This window comes from Methylocella silvestris BL2 (assembly GCF_000021745.1).
Lineage (GTDB): Bacteria > Pseudomonadota > Alphaproteobacteria > Rhizobiales > Beijerinckiaceae > Methylocapsa > Methylocapsa silvestris.
In genome coordinates this window covers 2,046,569-2,060,697 of sequence record NC_011666.1, presented here as the reverse complement: position 1 = coordinate 2,060,697, position 14,129 = coordinate 2,046,569, and the positions used below count along the sequence as shown (strand labels likewise).

Sequence of the window (14,129 nt, the reverse complement as noted above, 5' to 3'; positions counted from 1 at the left end):
GATCCCGCCCGCCAGCCGCCGCGGCTGCCCAGAAAAGCCGCCATGAGAAAAGCCTCTCCGATGAGTTTTTCGCGCGCCGCGCCCGCGACCCGGCTCCATCATCGTTTCGGCGGCGATGAGCGCGCGGGACGTTTTTCGCCCGCGGCGCCGGTCTTCGCCGTCGGCCTGCTCGTCGCGGCGTTCGCTTCTCAAGAAACCGCCGCCGAGCAGGCTCCGGCCGCCGCGCCAGCGGGGGCGCCTGTCGCCGTGGCGCAGGCTGCGGCAGGCTGCTTTTCCGAGGCGATCCACGCCGGCGGCTTTCTGGCCCCGCGCGCCGACGCCGTCGTGATCCTGACCCTTGAAAATTACCAGGTCGCCGAGGTGCTCGCCAATGAAGGCGACAGCGTCGCGGAAGGGCAGCCGCTCGCCCGCATCGCAAAGATCGAAGCGCCGAACCCCTATCCGCCCGGCATGGGGCCGCCGCCTGCGCCGGGCCCGGCGCTGCCGGCCTCGATCGTGCTGCGCGCGCCGGCCGCGGGGACCATCATCAAATCGCGGGCGCGCATCGGCGCTGGCCCCTCGGCTCAAGGCGATCCGCTGTTCGCGCTCGCCGTCGACGGGCTGATCGAGGCCCTCGCGCAAGTGCCGAGCGTTCATATCGGCGAGGTCAAGGCGGATCAGACCGTCAGCGTTATCATCGAAGACGGCCGCGAGATTTCCGGTCGCGTGCGCCGGATCGGCTCGCAGATCGATCCCGTGACGCAAATGGGCGAAGTTCGCGTCGCGATCGAGCGCGATCCCGCGCTCCGCGCCGGCCGCCTCATTCGTGCAAAAATCGACGCCCGCCATAGCTGCGGCCTGTCGATTCCGCGTTCGGCGCTGTTTTATTCGAACGAAGGCGCCAGCGTGCAGATCGTGCGCGGCAAGATCATCGAGACGGCGCGGGTGAGGGTCGGTCTTGCCTCCGGCGCCGACGCCGAGATCGAAGCGGGGCTTCGCGCCGGCGATCTCGTCGTGCTCAACGCTGGCGGCTCGCTGCGCGATGGCGATGTCGTCACGCCGATCCTGCCAGACGAGCAAGGGCAGGATCGCGACAAGGATCGCGGTGGGCAGGATCACCCGGCGGAGCGTCCCTGATGGCGATCAATGTCTCGGCCTATTCGATCCGCCGCCCGCTGCCCGCGATCGTCCTTGCCCTCGTCCTTCTCGCGCTCGGCATGGCGAGCTTCAAAAATCTTCCGATCACGCTCTTGCCGAATGTCGATCAGCCGATCGTCACCGTGGTCGTCAGCCAGTTCGGCGCCTCGCCGGCCGAACTCGAGACGCAGGTGACGAAGCCGGTCGAGGACGCCATCTCCGGCGTCGAAGGCGTGCGCCATATTCTGAGTCAGGTGACCGACGCCGTCTCGGTGACGACGATCACGCTCGCGCTCGGCGCCGACACCGACCGCGCCCTGAACGACGTCAAGGACGCGGTGACGCGCATCAGAGGCCAGCTTCCGCGCAACATCAACGAGCCGCTGATCCGGCAGGTCGGCGTCGTCGGCGCCAGCATTCTCGCCTATGCCGCAGTCGCGCCCGGCAAGACGCCGGAGCAATTGTCGAATTATGTCGACGAGATCGTCAAACCGAAGCTGCAGGAGGTGCGAGGCGTCGGCAATGTCGAGCGCATTGGCGGCGTCGACCGCGAAATTCTCGTCTCGCTCGACCCGGCGCGGCTTGCCGCCTTCGGCCTCACCGCCGCCGACGTCAGCCGCCGCCTGCGCGGCACCAACCTCGATCTCGCCGGCGGCCAGGCTGAGCTCGGCGGCCAGACGCAGTCGATCCGGACCCTCGCGGGCGCCCGCACGCTCGACGAACTCGCCGGCAGCGTTCTCGCCCTGCCGAAGGGTGGGGCGGTGCGGCTCGACGAGCTTGGCGTCGTCACCGACACCATCGCCGAGCCGCGCACCTTCGCCCGGCTCGACGGCGAGCCGATCGTCGCCTTCTCGATCCAGCGCTCGAAAGGCGCGAGCGACGTCACCGTCGCCGCCGAGGTCGAAAAGCGGATCGAGGCGCTCCACGCCGCAAGGACGGACATCGATCTGAAGCTGATCGACACTTCCGTCGCCTATACGCTCGGCAATTACCATTCGGCGATGAGCACCCTCTTCGAGGGCGCGCTCCTCGCCGTCATCGTGGTGTTTCTGTTCCTGCGCGATCTCCGCGCGACGGTGATTGCGGCGATCGCTTTGCCGCTGTCGATCATCCCCGCCTTCTTCGTGATGGACGTTCTCGGCTTCTCGCTGAACCTTGTCAGCCTGCTCGCCATCACGCTGGCGACCGGCATCCTCGTCGACGACGCCATCGTCGAGATCGAAAATATCGTGCGTCATATCCGTATGGGGAAATCGGCGTTTCAGGCGGCGATCGACGCCGCCGACGAGATCGGCCTCGCGGTGATCGCGATCAGCCTCACCATCGTCGCGGTGTTCGCGCCGGTCTCCTTCATGAACAATATCGCCGGGCAATATTTCAAGCAATTCGGCCTCACCGTCTCGGCCGAGGTCCTGTTCTCGCTGCTCGCCGCCCGCCTCATCACGCCGATGCTGGCCGCCTATTTCCTGAAAGCTGAAGGTCATCAGGAAGAGAAGGAGGGCAAGCTCACGCAGCGCTACGCGAAAATCGTCGCCTGGTCCGTCGAGCGGCGCTACAGCACGGTCGTGATCGGATTGGTGCTGTTCGCCCTCTCGATCCTGTCGACCAAGCTGATCGGCACCGATTTCCAGCCGACGCAGGACGCCGGACGGTCGCATCTTGCGATCGAGCTTCCCGCCGGCTCGACGCTGTCGCAGACGCAGGGGATGGCGGATGACGTGTCGCGCCTGCTGCGCCAGCGTTCCGAGGTGACCCATGTCTTCATCGATGGCGGCCATATTCCGCCTTCGACCTCGGATGTGCGCAAGGCCTCGATCGTCGTCAATTACACGCCGCGCGGCGAACGCGCCAAAACCGTGCAGCAGCTCGAGGCGGAGATCTCGCGCGACCTCAACGCGCTGCCCGATATCCGCAGCTGGTTCGTCGATGACTACGGCCAGCGTCCCGTGTCCTATGTCGTCACGGGGCCGGATTCCGTCACCGTCGCGACCTTCGCCGCCGAACTCGCGGCGCAGATGAACCGCATTCCGGCGCTGGCCAATGTGATCGCCTCGACCTCGCTGGAGCGGCCGGAACTGCTGGTGCGGCCGGACCGCGATCTGGCCGCGCGGCTCGGCGTCTCGACCGAAGGGCTCTCCGAAACCTTGCGCGTCGCGACCATCGGCGACGTCGGGCCGGCGCTCGCCAAATTCAACGCCGACGGGCGCCAGATCCCGATTCGCGCAAAACTCGACGGCGCGGCGCGCTCCGACAAGCAGGTGCTGGAAAGCATCGGCGTCCCAACAGGGGCGGGCCCCGTCGTGCCGCTGTCCTCGATCGCGCAGATCGAGCTAGGGCAGGGCGAAGCCTCGATCAGCCGCTTTGACCGCGAACGCGAGGCGCAGATCCAGGCCGCGCTCGCCCCCGGCTCCACTCTGTCCGAGGCCGAGGCCGCAATCTACGATCTGCCGCTCATGAAAAACCCGCCGCCGGGCATCAGGGTCGGCAAATCCGGCGACGCGGAGGCCATGGCCGAACTTTTCGCCGGTTTTGCCGAGGCGATGCGCAACGGGCTCATCATGGTCTATGCCGTGCTTGTGGTGTTGTTTGCGAGTTTCCTGCAGCCGGTTACAATCCTGTTCTCGCTGCCGCTCTCCATCGGCGGCGCGATTTTTGCCCTGCTCATCACCTCCCGCCCGGTCTCGATGCCGGTGATCATCGGCATTTTGATGCTGATGGGCATCGTCACCAAAAATGCGATCATGCTGGTCGATTTTTCGATCGAGGCGATGCGTTCCGGGATGGAGCGGACGCAGGCGATTGTCGAAGCAGGCAAGAAGCGCGCGCGGCCGATCGTAATGACGACGATCGCGATGGTCGCCGGCATGGTTCCGAGCGCGCTGGCGATCGGCGCCGGCGGCGAGTTCCGCGCGCCGATGGCGATCGCGGTGATCGGCGGGTTGATTGTCTCGACCGTGTTGTCGCTTCTTTTCGTGCCGGCCTTCTTCGCGATGATGGACGATGTCGGACGCGCGATCGGCGGGTTGTGGCGGCGCTTTGTGACGGAGCGCGCGGGCACTGCGCCGGCGAAAAAAGATGCCGGCCCGGCGGAGTAGATAGATTACTCGCCGTCTCCGCCGCCGGCCCAGATCGCGGCGGCCGGCAGGCCGCCGCGGCGCCGGCTCCACATCGTCTCAAAAAGCGCTTCGAGCGCCCGCGTGTAGGCGCCAACGTCGAACAGCGGCGCCGTCAGGCGGGCCTGCTGCAGCCTTGTCTTCAGAGCCGCGAGCCGGTCCGGCTCGCTCGCCAGAACCGAGGCGATGGCGAGATATTCCTCCGCGTCGGCGGCGATCAGTTCGGGCATGCCGACGGCATGCAACAGGCTGCCCGCGACGCGCGACGGAAAGGTCTCTCCGGCGAAGGTGACAATCGGCACGCCGGCCCACAGCGCATCGCTTGCCGTCGTATGCGCGCCATAGGGCGAGGTGTCGAGGACGAGATCGGCGAGCTGTAGCCGGCCGAGATGATCGACCTGATTCATATCGGGCGCGAAGATAAGCCGGTCGGGCGAGACGCCGCGCCGCAACGCTTCGCCGCGCAAATTGCCTTCGGCCTGTTCGGCGCGAAGCAGCCAAAGCACGCTGCCGGGAAATTCGTCGAGCAGGCGGCGCCAGAGATCGAACACCGCCGGCGTGATCTTATAGGCCTGGTTAAAGCAGCAGAACACAAAGCCCTGCTCTGGAAGTCCAGCCTGCGCCCGTGTCGGTTTATCGCCGATCGCGCCTTTGCGGCCGCGCGGCTGGTAGGAATGCGGCATATAGGCGAAGGATTCGGAATAATCGGCGGCGGCGCTCCCCGGCGTCATATGCGCGTCGGTAATGAGATAATCGCAAAGATCGCCGCCGAGCGTTCCGGCATAGCCGAGATAATTGACCTGTACCGGCGCCGGATGCAGCAACAGAATGCCGCTGCGGGCGCCCTTGGTGTAGCCTTTGAGATCGATCAGAATATCGATGCCCGCGTCATGAATGGCCTGCGCCGCTTCAGCGTCGCTCAACGCTGCGACATCGTGAAACGCATGGAACGCGCCGCGAAGCCGGACGCGCATCGCCGATCCGTCGTCGGCGCCGAAGCAAAAGGCGTGCGCCTCGAAGCGCGCGCGGTCATGCGCCTCGAATGTTTCGATCAGCAGCAGGGAGGTCGCATGATCGTGGAAATCATTGGAGAGATAGCCGATGCGGATCTTTTCGCGCGAGCCCAAGTCGAAGGCGAATGCGACGCGGCCATCCATGCTCGTCGCCCTGCGCGCGCGGATCCAGTCTTCCGACAGGCGGCGATGCTCCTGCGCGTTGACGCCCGGAATCGACAGGAACAGGAAAGGCGACATTCGATCCGCGTCGCCGGCCGCCAGCGCGGCGCGCATGCGCGGGGCGGCGTCGGACAATTCGGCCCATTCGCACATGGCGAGGCTGCGGGGCAGGGATTTCATCGGCGGCGCGATTTCGCGGGCGTCGGGCGAGCCGGGGATCGGGACGGTCCTCTTCGATAGCGCATCGCCGGCCGCCTCAAAATTTGATCGGACTATACCGGCGTCACGCACGCAATTCCCAAGCCACCGACGGAAACTTCACTTCCCGTAGGGACGCCCGAACAGGGTTGGCTCCGCGTCATAGCCGCCGGCGGGGCCATAATAGCCGGCGAAGAAGGGCGTGCCGACGCCGTCGTTGGGGTTGAACACGCCGTAACGGTAGCCGTTATTGGCGACCGGCAGCCAGTAATTGTAGCGCGCGGCGTCCGCGGCGATGGCGAAGCGGACGGGGTTCAGCCACGGCGGACGCTCATTGCGCACATGATAGCGCCAGGCGCCGACCCGCACCCCGATCGGCAGCGCGTAAAAGCCAAGTCCGCTGCCCGGATCGCCGACGAGCTCCGTATAGCCTGTTCCATGCCCGCGCAGTCCGCGCGGCGCATAGGCGAGCCGGCCGCCCGGGGCTCCGGCGCGTGCGACGCTTCGCCCCTCCGCGACGCCGTGGCGCTGCGCCGATATGACTTTCTTGTGAGGCGTCGATGACGCCGCCTCGGCCGGGAGAGCCGCGAGCGTCGCAATCGCGACGATTGCAAGACCGAGAAGACCAAACCCGCGCAGCATATGACGTCTCCGGATGAAACCGCTGCAAATCAAATGGATATGCGCGGCCTCGATGTCATCCCCCGGCTGAAAGAAATGGGGGCGCGGAGCGCGCCGGACTTCGCCGTCCGCACGCGTCCAGGCGTCTGCGCCGCTCAGAGCCGCTTCAGCCCTTCCTCATAGCTGATCGCCTCATAGGCCTGATCGTATTTGGCGGCGCCATCGGCGATCACGTCGAGCTTTTCCGCTGTGTCGAATTTCTTCATCTTCGTCTTGTCGAGATAAAGAAAATCGATCAGCTCGTTGTAGACCGAGGTGTCGTCGATCGGCAGCACGTAAAGCGGCACGCCGCCCATGTTGATCTGATAGCGCGATGCGCGGTCGAGATCCGACACATAAATGAAATATTTGCCGTCGGCTTTCACCTCGGCGCCGAGCGCTTCGACGAGGGCTGGCAATTGCTTATAGGACGACAGCGAGCCGGCGAGAAAGGACAGCCCCGCGTCGCCGTCTTCCGCCGTGGCGAAGGCGGCTTCGAGCGTGACAGGGGGGTCGATGGTCAGCGCGATTTCGCCGCGAAAGCCGAACCGGCCTGGACGACGGGTCTCCGCCTTATGCGCGGGCTTCAAAAGACGCCCTTCCGCATCGAGGCGCTTGAAGGGTGTTGATTCGATGGAGGTCATCATAAAATCTCATGCTTCCGCTCATTCTTGAAGTGTTCAAAAACATAACGGCCGTTGGCGCCGTGCGCGGGAGGCGCGCGGGCGCGTCGCCTGCGATGAGCCAAAAGCTCCTTGACGCAGACATCGTCGCGAAAATTTTGGCCGATGGCGGAAATGGCGCTTTTCCGACAAAGCAGGGCGGAAAGGCTTCATTCGAGAAAAAAACGCCATCCCGCCCGATTTGTGGGGGGACGAATCTAGCTCGTTGTTATCGCGCGGGTTTCATGCGAGAAATTGTGTTCGTCCCTGGCGATGGGCCGCGCGCGCGCCTTTCGATCCGCCGCCCGCAGCCAGCTATTTCACCAATCGTGCCAGCGGCGTTAGAACCACTCAGCCGCCGAACATGGTCGCCGCCAGAGCCTGCCCCGCCCTTTGCTCCGTCTCATATTGTTGCACGGGGTTGAAGGGCGCCCTGGCCGCGGGAATAACAGAAAGCGCGCGGTAGAAATCCGGCTGAGCCGTCTTGAATTTCGCCATCAGCTCGCGCGGGCTCATGTCGATGTGCTGGTAATTGTCGAGAAATTTTTCAGGATGATCGAGCAGCTTGTCGCCGTGCTCGCCGAGAAGTCCCTTCAATTTGCGTTCGGACATATAGATGTTGGTCAACACGGTCGCGAGATATTCCTCGACGAAGCCATAGCCTTTATTGACGTCCTTGAATTCCTGCAGGCCATGCATCTGCCGCGCGGCATGCACGAGCTCGTGGAAAATGATCACATCCGGCGCGTCGCCGTCGGCCTTGGATTTTGAGCCGCCGCCCGGCCCCCACATCTGCGGCGTGTAGCGGATGAGCGAGTCGGTTCCGCGTCCCGTGGTTCTGCGCCGGCGCCCCTTCACCCGCACATGCTTTCCGCGCGCAGTCGAGTTCACGAAGTCGTCGTCCGCATTGACGTTGCCGCGCGGCCGCGTGTCGGCGTTGAGCGGGTCGCCCCAGTTCCAGTTCGGAACGAAGCGCGCGGTGCGGGCCCCGGCCCGCCCGATTTCGGCGAGGAGCGCTTTGCCGGCGAAGCTTCCGGCAAGCGGCGGGAATTGCGCGCGTAGTCTTTTGAGGTAGTCCTTGCGTTCGACCGTGAAGCGGTGAAGGTAGATCTTGAACGCATGCGGATCGAGGGTCAGGTCGTACCAGGCCATCCAATCCGACATCGGAAAGAAACTCGCGACGACATTGGCGAAATGAGGGTCGACCGGCTCTTCGGGCGGATCGACGATATCCGCCGTTTCATCCGCCGTGGAATTATCCTCGCAATATTCCTCATATTTCCAATGCGGCCAGAACATGGAGATCTTCCTTCAGGCGCTTGCGCTTTGCTCCGCCGTCGCGGCTCCCAAAATCTCGAAAGCCTCGATCGGCCGCCGAAACCCCTTCAGCGTCAGCGGCTCGAGCGGGCGCGATTCAAACAGGCCATCGTCGAGCGTATGGAAGGCGCGCGCGGCGATGATGATCTGTCCAGATTTGGCCTCATCGCAAAGTCGCGATGCGAGATTTGTCACACTGCCGACGGCTGAATAGTCGAAACGGCGCTCAAATCCGATCCGGCCGAGCGTGGCGTAGCCGCAGGCGAGGCCAATGCCGAAGCCGAGCTCGTGGCCGAGCTTGCGCCACATAGCGGCGCGCGCCTTGATCGCCGCCATCATGTCGAGCGCCATGCGCACGGCGCGCTCGGTGTGCCTCGGGCAGGGCAGCGGATCGTTGAACAGGATCAGCATGCCGTCGCCGGCGAAGCGCTCAAGCGTCGCCTCATAGCGGTCGATGAGGGCGCCCAAGGTCTCGTGGTAGTCGTTGAGGACGCGCATCACTTCTTCGGGCTCCGCCGTCTCGGTAAAGGCGGTGAAGCCGCGCAGGTCGCAAAACAGCACGCTGACTTCGCGCCGGTGGCTTTCGAGCAAGCCCTGCGCTTCGTCGCTCGCGGCGACGACATCGGCGATCTGCGGCGAAAGGAACCGCTTGAGGCGGCTCATGCGCTCGATCTCGCCGACCTGCGCGTCGACGCGCGCTTCGAGCGTCGCATTGAAGGCGGCGAGCTCTTTCGTCTGCTCGGCGAGCGTCCTGGCCTGATCCTGGACGAGATCATGCAGAGCCTTGATCCGCAGCATGGAGCGGACCCGCGCGACGAGCGCGCTCTGGTCGAAGGGCTTTGTCAGATAATCGTCCGCCCCCGCGTCGAGACCGGCGACGAGGTCGGTGCGGTCGGCCTTGGCGGTCAAAAGGATGACCGGAATGAAGCCGAGATTTTCGTCGCGCTTCAATTCCTTCAGCACCGAAATGCCGTCGAGCTTCGGCATCATGATGTCGAGCAGGATCAGATCGGGTTTGATCGCGCGCGCCTTGGCGAGCCCTTCCTCCCCATCGGAGGCTGTGATGATTTCATAGCCATGGGCTTCGAGGCGCACGACGACGATCTCGAGATTTTCGGCGACGTCGTCGACGGCGAGGATGCGCGGCGGATTATGCAAGGGCGCGGGCCTTTGTGAGATGGCGCGGGGTTTCTCACGCAAGAGCAATCATGCTCATGTTCTCCCGCTTCGTCACGCGGCAATGTGCGCATTGGCGCTTCTCGAGTTGAGGCGCGCTCTCAGCCCTCATGCTGGGAAACCGGGGCGAGAGTGGTCCATTTCGGTTCTGACAATGGCAAAGTGAGAGGCGTTCAGGGGAAGCAACGCAATGGTTACGCGGCATAATATAGTTTTATTTTTTTTATTTTGAATAATATTTAGAATGAATATTTTCAGATGTTACGATAAAAATCAGTTTGGAACTGTGTCTTGACCAGTAAGTTGTCTTTACCATTTGCGCCGTGTAAATTCTTTTCTTAAGGTGTCTTGGAAATGTCGCATGGCTTGATTCCACGATCCCATTTGTTCGGCAATCCTTATAAATTTTCCGGCAAGATCAGTCCCGACGGACTCTTCCTCGCCTGGCTGGCGCCCCTCGACGGAGTTCTCAATGTCTGGATCGCGCCGATTGATGCGATCGATCGCGCCGAACCCGTCACCAAAGACACGAATCGCGGCATACGGACTTTTGAATGGGCTAACGACGGCCATCACCTTGTCTATATGCAAGATAAGGAGGGCGATGAGAATTTCCACATCTACGCCGTCGACACGGAAACGCGCGCCATTCGCGACCTCACGCCATTCGACGGCGTAACGGCGTGGATCGATCGCGTCAGCCGAACGATCCGCGACCGCATCCTCGTCAGGATCAATCGCCGCGACCCGAAATTTCACGATCTCTACACTGTCGAACTTGCGAGCGGCGATATTGCCTTGATCCAAGAGAACTTCGGCGTCGCTGCATTCGTGACGGACCATCATTACAACGTCCATCTCGCAATCAGGGACCTGCCAAGTGGCGAAAGAGAGGTTCTGCGCCGCGTCGACGGCGTCTGGACGCCGTGGATCACTTTTGCGACGGAAGACGCGCGGGTGTCTCACCCTCTTCATTTGGACACGCACGCGAGAATGCTTTTTCTTCGCGACAGTCGTGGCCGCGACAAGGCGGGTCTGACGAGAGTTGATCTCGCCACGGGCGAAACGGCGTTGCTTGCCGAAAGCGACAAGGCCGACATCTTCGGGGTTCTGTGCGATCTGGAAACGAGGGAGCCGATCGCATATAGCGTCGTTCACGAGCGCCTCCAATATTTCGCGCTTGAGGCAAAACTTCAGGCCGATCTCGATTTTCTGGCGGCGCAGGATATCGGCGACTGGTTTCTTTTAAGCCGGACGCTGGATGATCGTCTTTGGGTCATTGGCGCTTATTCGGATACGCAGCCCTTCATCGAATATCTTTTTGACCGCGGAACGAGATCGCTTCGCGAACTCCATCGTGTCTACCCGGAACTCGACGATGCGCCACTGCTGCCGATGCGGCCGCTCATCATCAAATCGCGCGACGGACTCGATCTCGTCACCTATCTCACGCTTCCGGGAGACGTCTCCGCCGCCGCGCCAGGAGCTGCCGTCCTTCTCGTCCATGGCGGCCCATGGGCGCGCGACAGTTTCGGCTACCACAGCCTCCATCAATGGCTCGCCAATCGCGGTTATGCCGTGTTGAGCGTTAATTTTCGCGGTTCAGCCGGGTTCGGCAAGGCATTCATCAACGCCGGCGACGGTGAATGGGGCCGGCGCATGGACGACGACCTTCTCGACGCCGTCGCCTGGGCGATCGAACGACGGATCGCCGATCCCCAACGGATCGCCATTATGGGGGGAAGCTACGGCGGTTATGCGACGCTCGTCGGCCTCACCCGTAACCCCGATACCTATGCCTGTGGGGTCGATATCGTCGGACCGTCAAATCTCGAAACGCTCGTCCGAACCATTCCTCCATATTGGGAATCTTTTCGCGCGCCGCTGACGAAAGCGGTGGGCGATCCCGAAACGGAAGAAGGCTTGCGGCTTCTGCGCGAGCGTTCTCCGCTCTTCAATGCAGACAAGATCGCCAAACCGCTTTTGATCGCACATGGCGCGAATGACCCCAGAGTGAAGCAGGCGGAAGCAGACCAGATGGTCGAAGCGCTGAAAGAAAGAAACATCCCGGTCCCCTATCTGCTTTTTCCAGACGAAGGCCATGGTTGCGTGCGGCCCGAGAACAATATTGCGCTCTTTGCGATTGTAGAGAACTTCCTTGCGCGCCACCTGGGTGGACTCGCTGAACCCATCCATGCAGATGAGTTGAAGAAAAGCTCTCTCGAAATCAGGGAGGGCGCGGAGCAGCTTTCCCTACCGCAGTGACTGGCCGAGCGACCGGGCCGTTTCATGCGGCGGCCTTCTGTCGTTCGACGCGGATCGGGACGAGAATTGTAAAGCTCGATCCCTCGCCGAGCTTGGAGGCGACGCTGATCGCGCCGCCGTGCATCTCGACAAAGCGCCGGCTGATCGAAAGGCCAAGCCCGGTGCCGCCTTTCAGCCGCGTCGAGGTGTTGTCGCCCTGCTGAAAGGCTTCGAAAATTCGCGCTTGATCCTCGGGCGGTATGCCCGGCCCCGTGTCGGTCACGACGATCTCGAACATGTCGGCGAGGGTTTGCGCCTTGATCGCGACATAGCCCTCGTCGGTAAATTTGATCGCATTGCTCAATATGTTGATCAGGACCTGAGTCAGCCGCCTCTCGTCGCCGCGGCCGAGCGGCATCGGCTCCTCGATCGTCTGATCGATGCGCAACCCCTTGGCCTGGGCGAGCGAATAGGTCGCCCCAATCGCTTGCTCGACGATGTTGCGCATCGAATATTCGTCGAGCACCAGAGAGAGCTCGCCGGCTTCGAGCTTTGAGAGATCGAGCACGTCATTGATGAGGCCGAGCAGATGGGCGCCGTTGCTCTCGACGCGCTCCAGCACGGATTTTGCGCGGTCCGGCAGTTCGCCGTAAAGCCCGTCGCGCAGCAGCTCGGCATAGCCGAGGATGGCGTTCAGCGGCGTGCGCAATTCATGGCTCATATTGGCGAAGAAGCGTGATTTATGCTCGCTGGCGACGGCGAGCTGGCGGCCGTTCTCCTCGGCCTTGCGAAAAAGGCGCGCATTGCGCATGGCGAGCACGGATTGATGTGCGAAGGCCTGCATCAGGCTGACCTTGTTGGCGGCGAAGGGACCGTGTTTGCCGCTTTCGACGACGAGCGCGCCGAGCACGCCGTCGGGCGCGATGAGGGGCACGACGAGGGCCGAGCGAAACCCCGCCGCGATCGTCGCCGCGCGCAACGGAAAGCCGGCGCAGTCGGCGATCTCCGGCACCTGCACGGTGCGGCCATGCTCGGCGACCTCGCCCAGCAGCCCGTCGAGCCGGGTCAGTTTGACCTCGCGCAGCGCCGCGACGAAGGACGGATCGAGCCCATGGGCTTCGGCGAGATGGAAGGCGCCTCGCTCGCGGTCGAAGGTGTAGATGGCGCCGCCGTCGGCCTCGGCGAGCTCGACGGCCCGCGTCAGCGCGGTCTGCAGCACGAGGCTGAGGTCGAGCGAGGCGGCGAGCGCGCGGCCGATTTCTTCAAGCGCCTTCAGCTCCTGCACCGACTGGGCGAGGTCGCGGGTGCGGTCGTCGACCTTCTGTTCGAGCCTTGCGTAGAATTCGCGTAGCTGCGCCGCCATGCGGTTGAATTCATCGGCCAGCACCTCGACCTCATCGCCGGTGTGGACCTCGATCGGATGATCGAAATCGCCTGAGGCGAGGCGCGAGGCGCCTTCCTGCACGGCGCGGATCGGCACGGTCATCCGGCGCGCCAGCAGGACGCCGGCGCAGACGCACAAAATGAGGCCGAGGCCGAACAGCCAGGCGAGCCGGATCAGCAGCGAGACGACCGGGCCGAATGCCTGCGTCACCGGCTGCTCGACGAACAGCAGCCATTTCATATGCGGCACCGTCGCCGCCGCCGACAGCACCGATTGTCCGTCAAGATCGGAGCCGATATCGAGCGGAGCGCCGGTCTGGTTCAGCGCATGCACCTGCGGCAGCTTCGACATGTCGAGGTTTTTGCCGACGAGGCTCGTGTCGGTATGGGCGATGAGCCGGCCGTCGTTGGTCGTAAGGTAGGCGGAAATGCCCGGTCCCGCCTGAATGCCGTTCAGAATGTCGGAGAGATATTTCAGCTCGATTTCGGCGACGGTGAAGCCGGCGGCATGGCCGGAATGGGCCATGACGATCTGCATGCGCGGCCCGGTCGAGGCGAACACGACGGGGCCGAACCAGGCGCCGTCCTGACGCGCCTCGCGCGCGGCCGCGGTCAACGTCCAGTCGTCGCCGGTATGGATCGCGCCGCCGTCGCGCGACAGCGTCGCGATCTCCTTGCCGGAGCCGTCGATCTGCGCAATCTCGGCGATGGCCGGCGTATTCGCCAGAATGCGGCGGTAGTCGTCCATGCGCTGCTCGGGGCTCGCGACGCTGGCGCGGGTCGCCCAACTGATCTGGCGTTCGAGTTCGGCCATGAATTGCTCGACCCGGCGGGCCGCCGCGTCGGCCTTTTCCCCCTGCGCGTGCAAAAGGATGTTCTTTGTGTCGCGATAGGTGATCCAGACGTCGACGGCGCTGCTGATCGTCAGCACGAAGGCGACGAGGCCGACAAAATAGGCAATGTATTTTCCAAACAGGCTTTTCTGCCGGAACAGGGTCTGCAACAGGTCCCGGGGAGACTCTGCCAAAGCCGTCTTCAAATGCCGTTTATCCCGCGTTCGGCGCCAGAGCGCGGCCGATCCAAAT

General features: G+C 63.5%; 9 protein-coding genes. 3 read left to right on the top strand and 6 right to left on the bottom strand.

Going from position 1 to position 14,129, the window contains the following annotated elements:
• Positions 1 to 42: 42 nt before the first annotated feature.
• Positions 43 to 1,116: an efflux RND transporter periplasmic adaptor subunit gene (locus MSIL_RS09650; protein WP_083772203.1), complete on the top strand. Its 1,074-nt coding sequence runs from the start codon at positions 43 to 45 to the stop codon at positions 1,114 to 1,116.
• Positions 1,116 to 4,211, top strand: coding sequence for an efflux RND transporter permease subunit (locus MSIL_RS09645; RefSeq protein ID WP_012590907.1), 3,096 nt, complete (start codon positions 1,116 to 1,118; stop codon positions 4,209 to 4,211). The genes MSIL_RS09650 and MSIL_RS09645 overlap by 1 nt, the downstream gene beginning before the upstream one ends.
• Positions 4,212 to 4,216: 5 nt before the next feature.
• On the opposite strand, the gene MSIL_RS09640 is transcribed toward MSIL_RS09645, so the two are convergent.
• The 5 genes from MSIL_RS09640 to MSIL_RS09620 form a co-directional block, all read right to left on the bottom strand.
• Positions 4,217 to 5,584, bottom strand: a complete 1,368-nt coding sequence (locus MSIL_RS09640) for an O-linked N-acetylglucosamine transferase, SPINDLY family protein (RefSeq protein WP_244406247.1) — start codon at positions 5,582 to 5,584, stop codon at positions 4,217 to 4,219.
• A gap of 138 nt (positions 5,585 to 5,722) precedes the next feature.
• Positions 5,723 to 6,244 (bottom strand): hypothetical protein, encoded by a 522-nt coding sequence (locus MSIL_RS09635; protein ID WP_012590905.1) that lies wholly within the window; start codon positions 6,242 to 6,244, stop codon positions 5,723 to 5,725.
• 134 nt (positions 6,245 to 6,378) lie between these two features.
• Positions 6,379 to 6,909 carry a hypothetical protein gene (locus MSIL_RS09630; protein ID WP_012590904.1) on the bottom strand — a complete coding sequence of 177 codons (531 nt, stop codon included), beginning with the start codon at positions 6,907 to 6,909 and terminating at the stop codon, positions 6,379 to 6,381.
• Positions 6,910 to 7,275: 366 nt separating this feature from the next.
• Positions 7,276 to 8,223: a hypothetical protein gene (locus MSIL_RS09625; RefSeq protein WP_012590903.1), complete on the bottom strand. Its 948-nt coding sequence runs from the start codon at positions 8,221 to 8,223 to the stop codon at positions 7,276 to 7,278.
• Positions 8,224 to 8,235: 12 nt separating this feature from the next.
• The gene (locus MSIL_RS09620) at positions 8,236 to 9,399 is read right to left on the bottom strand and encodes a response regulator (protein ID WP_041367837.1); all 1,164 of its coding nucleotides are present in this window, start codon (positions 9,397 to 9,399) and stop codon (positions 8,236 to 8,238) included.
• A 372-nt stretch (positions 9,400 to 9,771) separates the two neighbouring features.
• On the opposite strand from MSIL_RS09620, the gene MSIL_RS09615 reads away from it, so the two are divergent.
• Complete coding sequence (locus MSIL_RS09615) at positions 9,772 to 11,682, top strand: S9 family peptidase (RefSeq protein WP_012590901.1); 1,911 nt, start codon at positions 9,772 to 9,774, stop codon at positions 11,680 to 11,682.
• 22 nt (positions 11,683 to 11,704) lie between these two features.
• Here MSIL_RS09615 and MSIL_RS09610 read toward each other — a convergent pair whose 3' ends face one another.
• Positions 11,705 to 14,071, bottom strand: a complete 2,367-nt coding sequence (locus tag MSIL_RS09610) for a sensor histidine kinase (protein WP_244406246.1) — start codon at positions 14,069 to 14,071, stop codon at positions 11,705 to 11,707.
• Between the last annotated feature and the right edge of the window lie 58 nt (positions 14,072 to 14,129).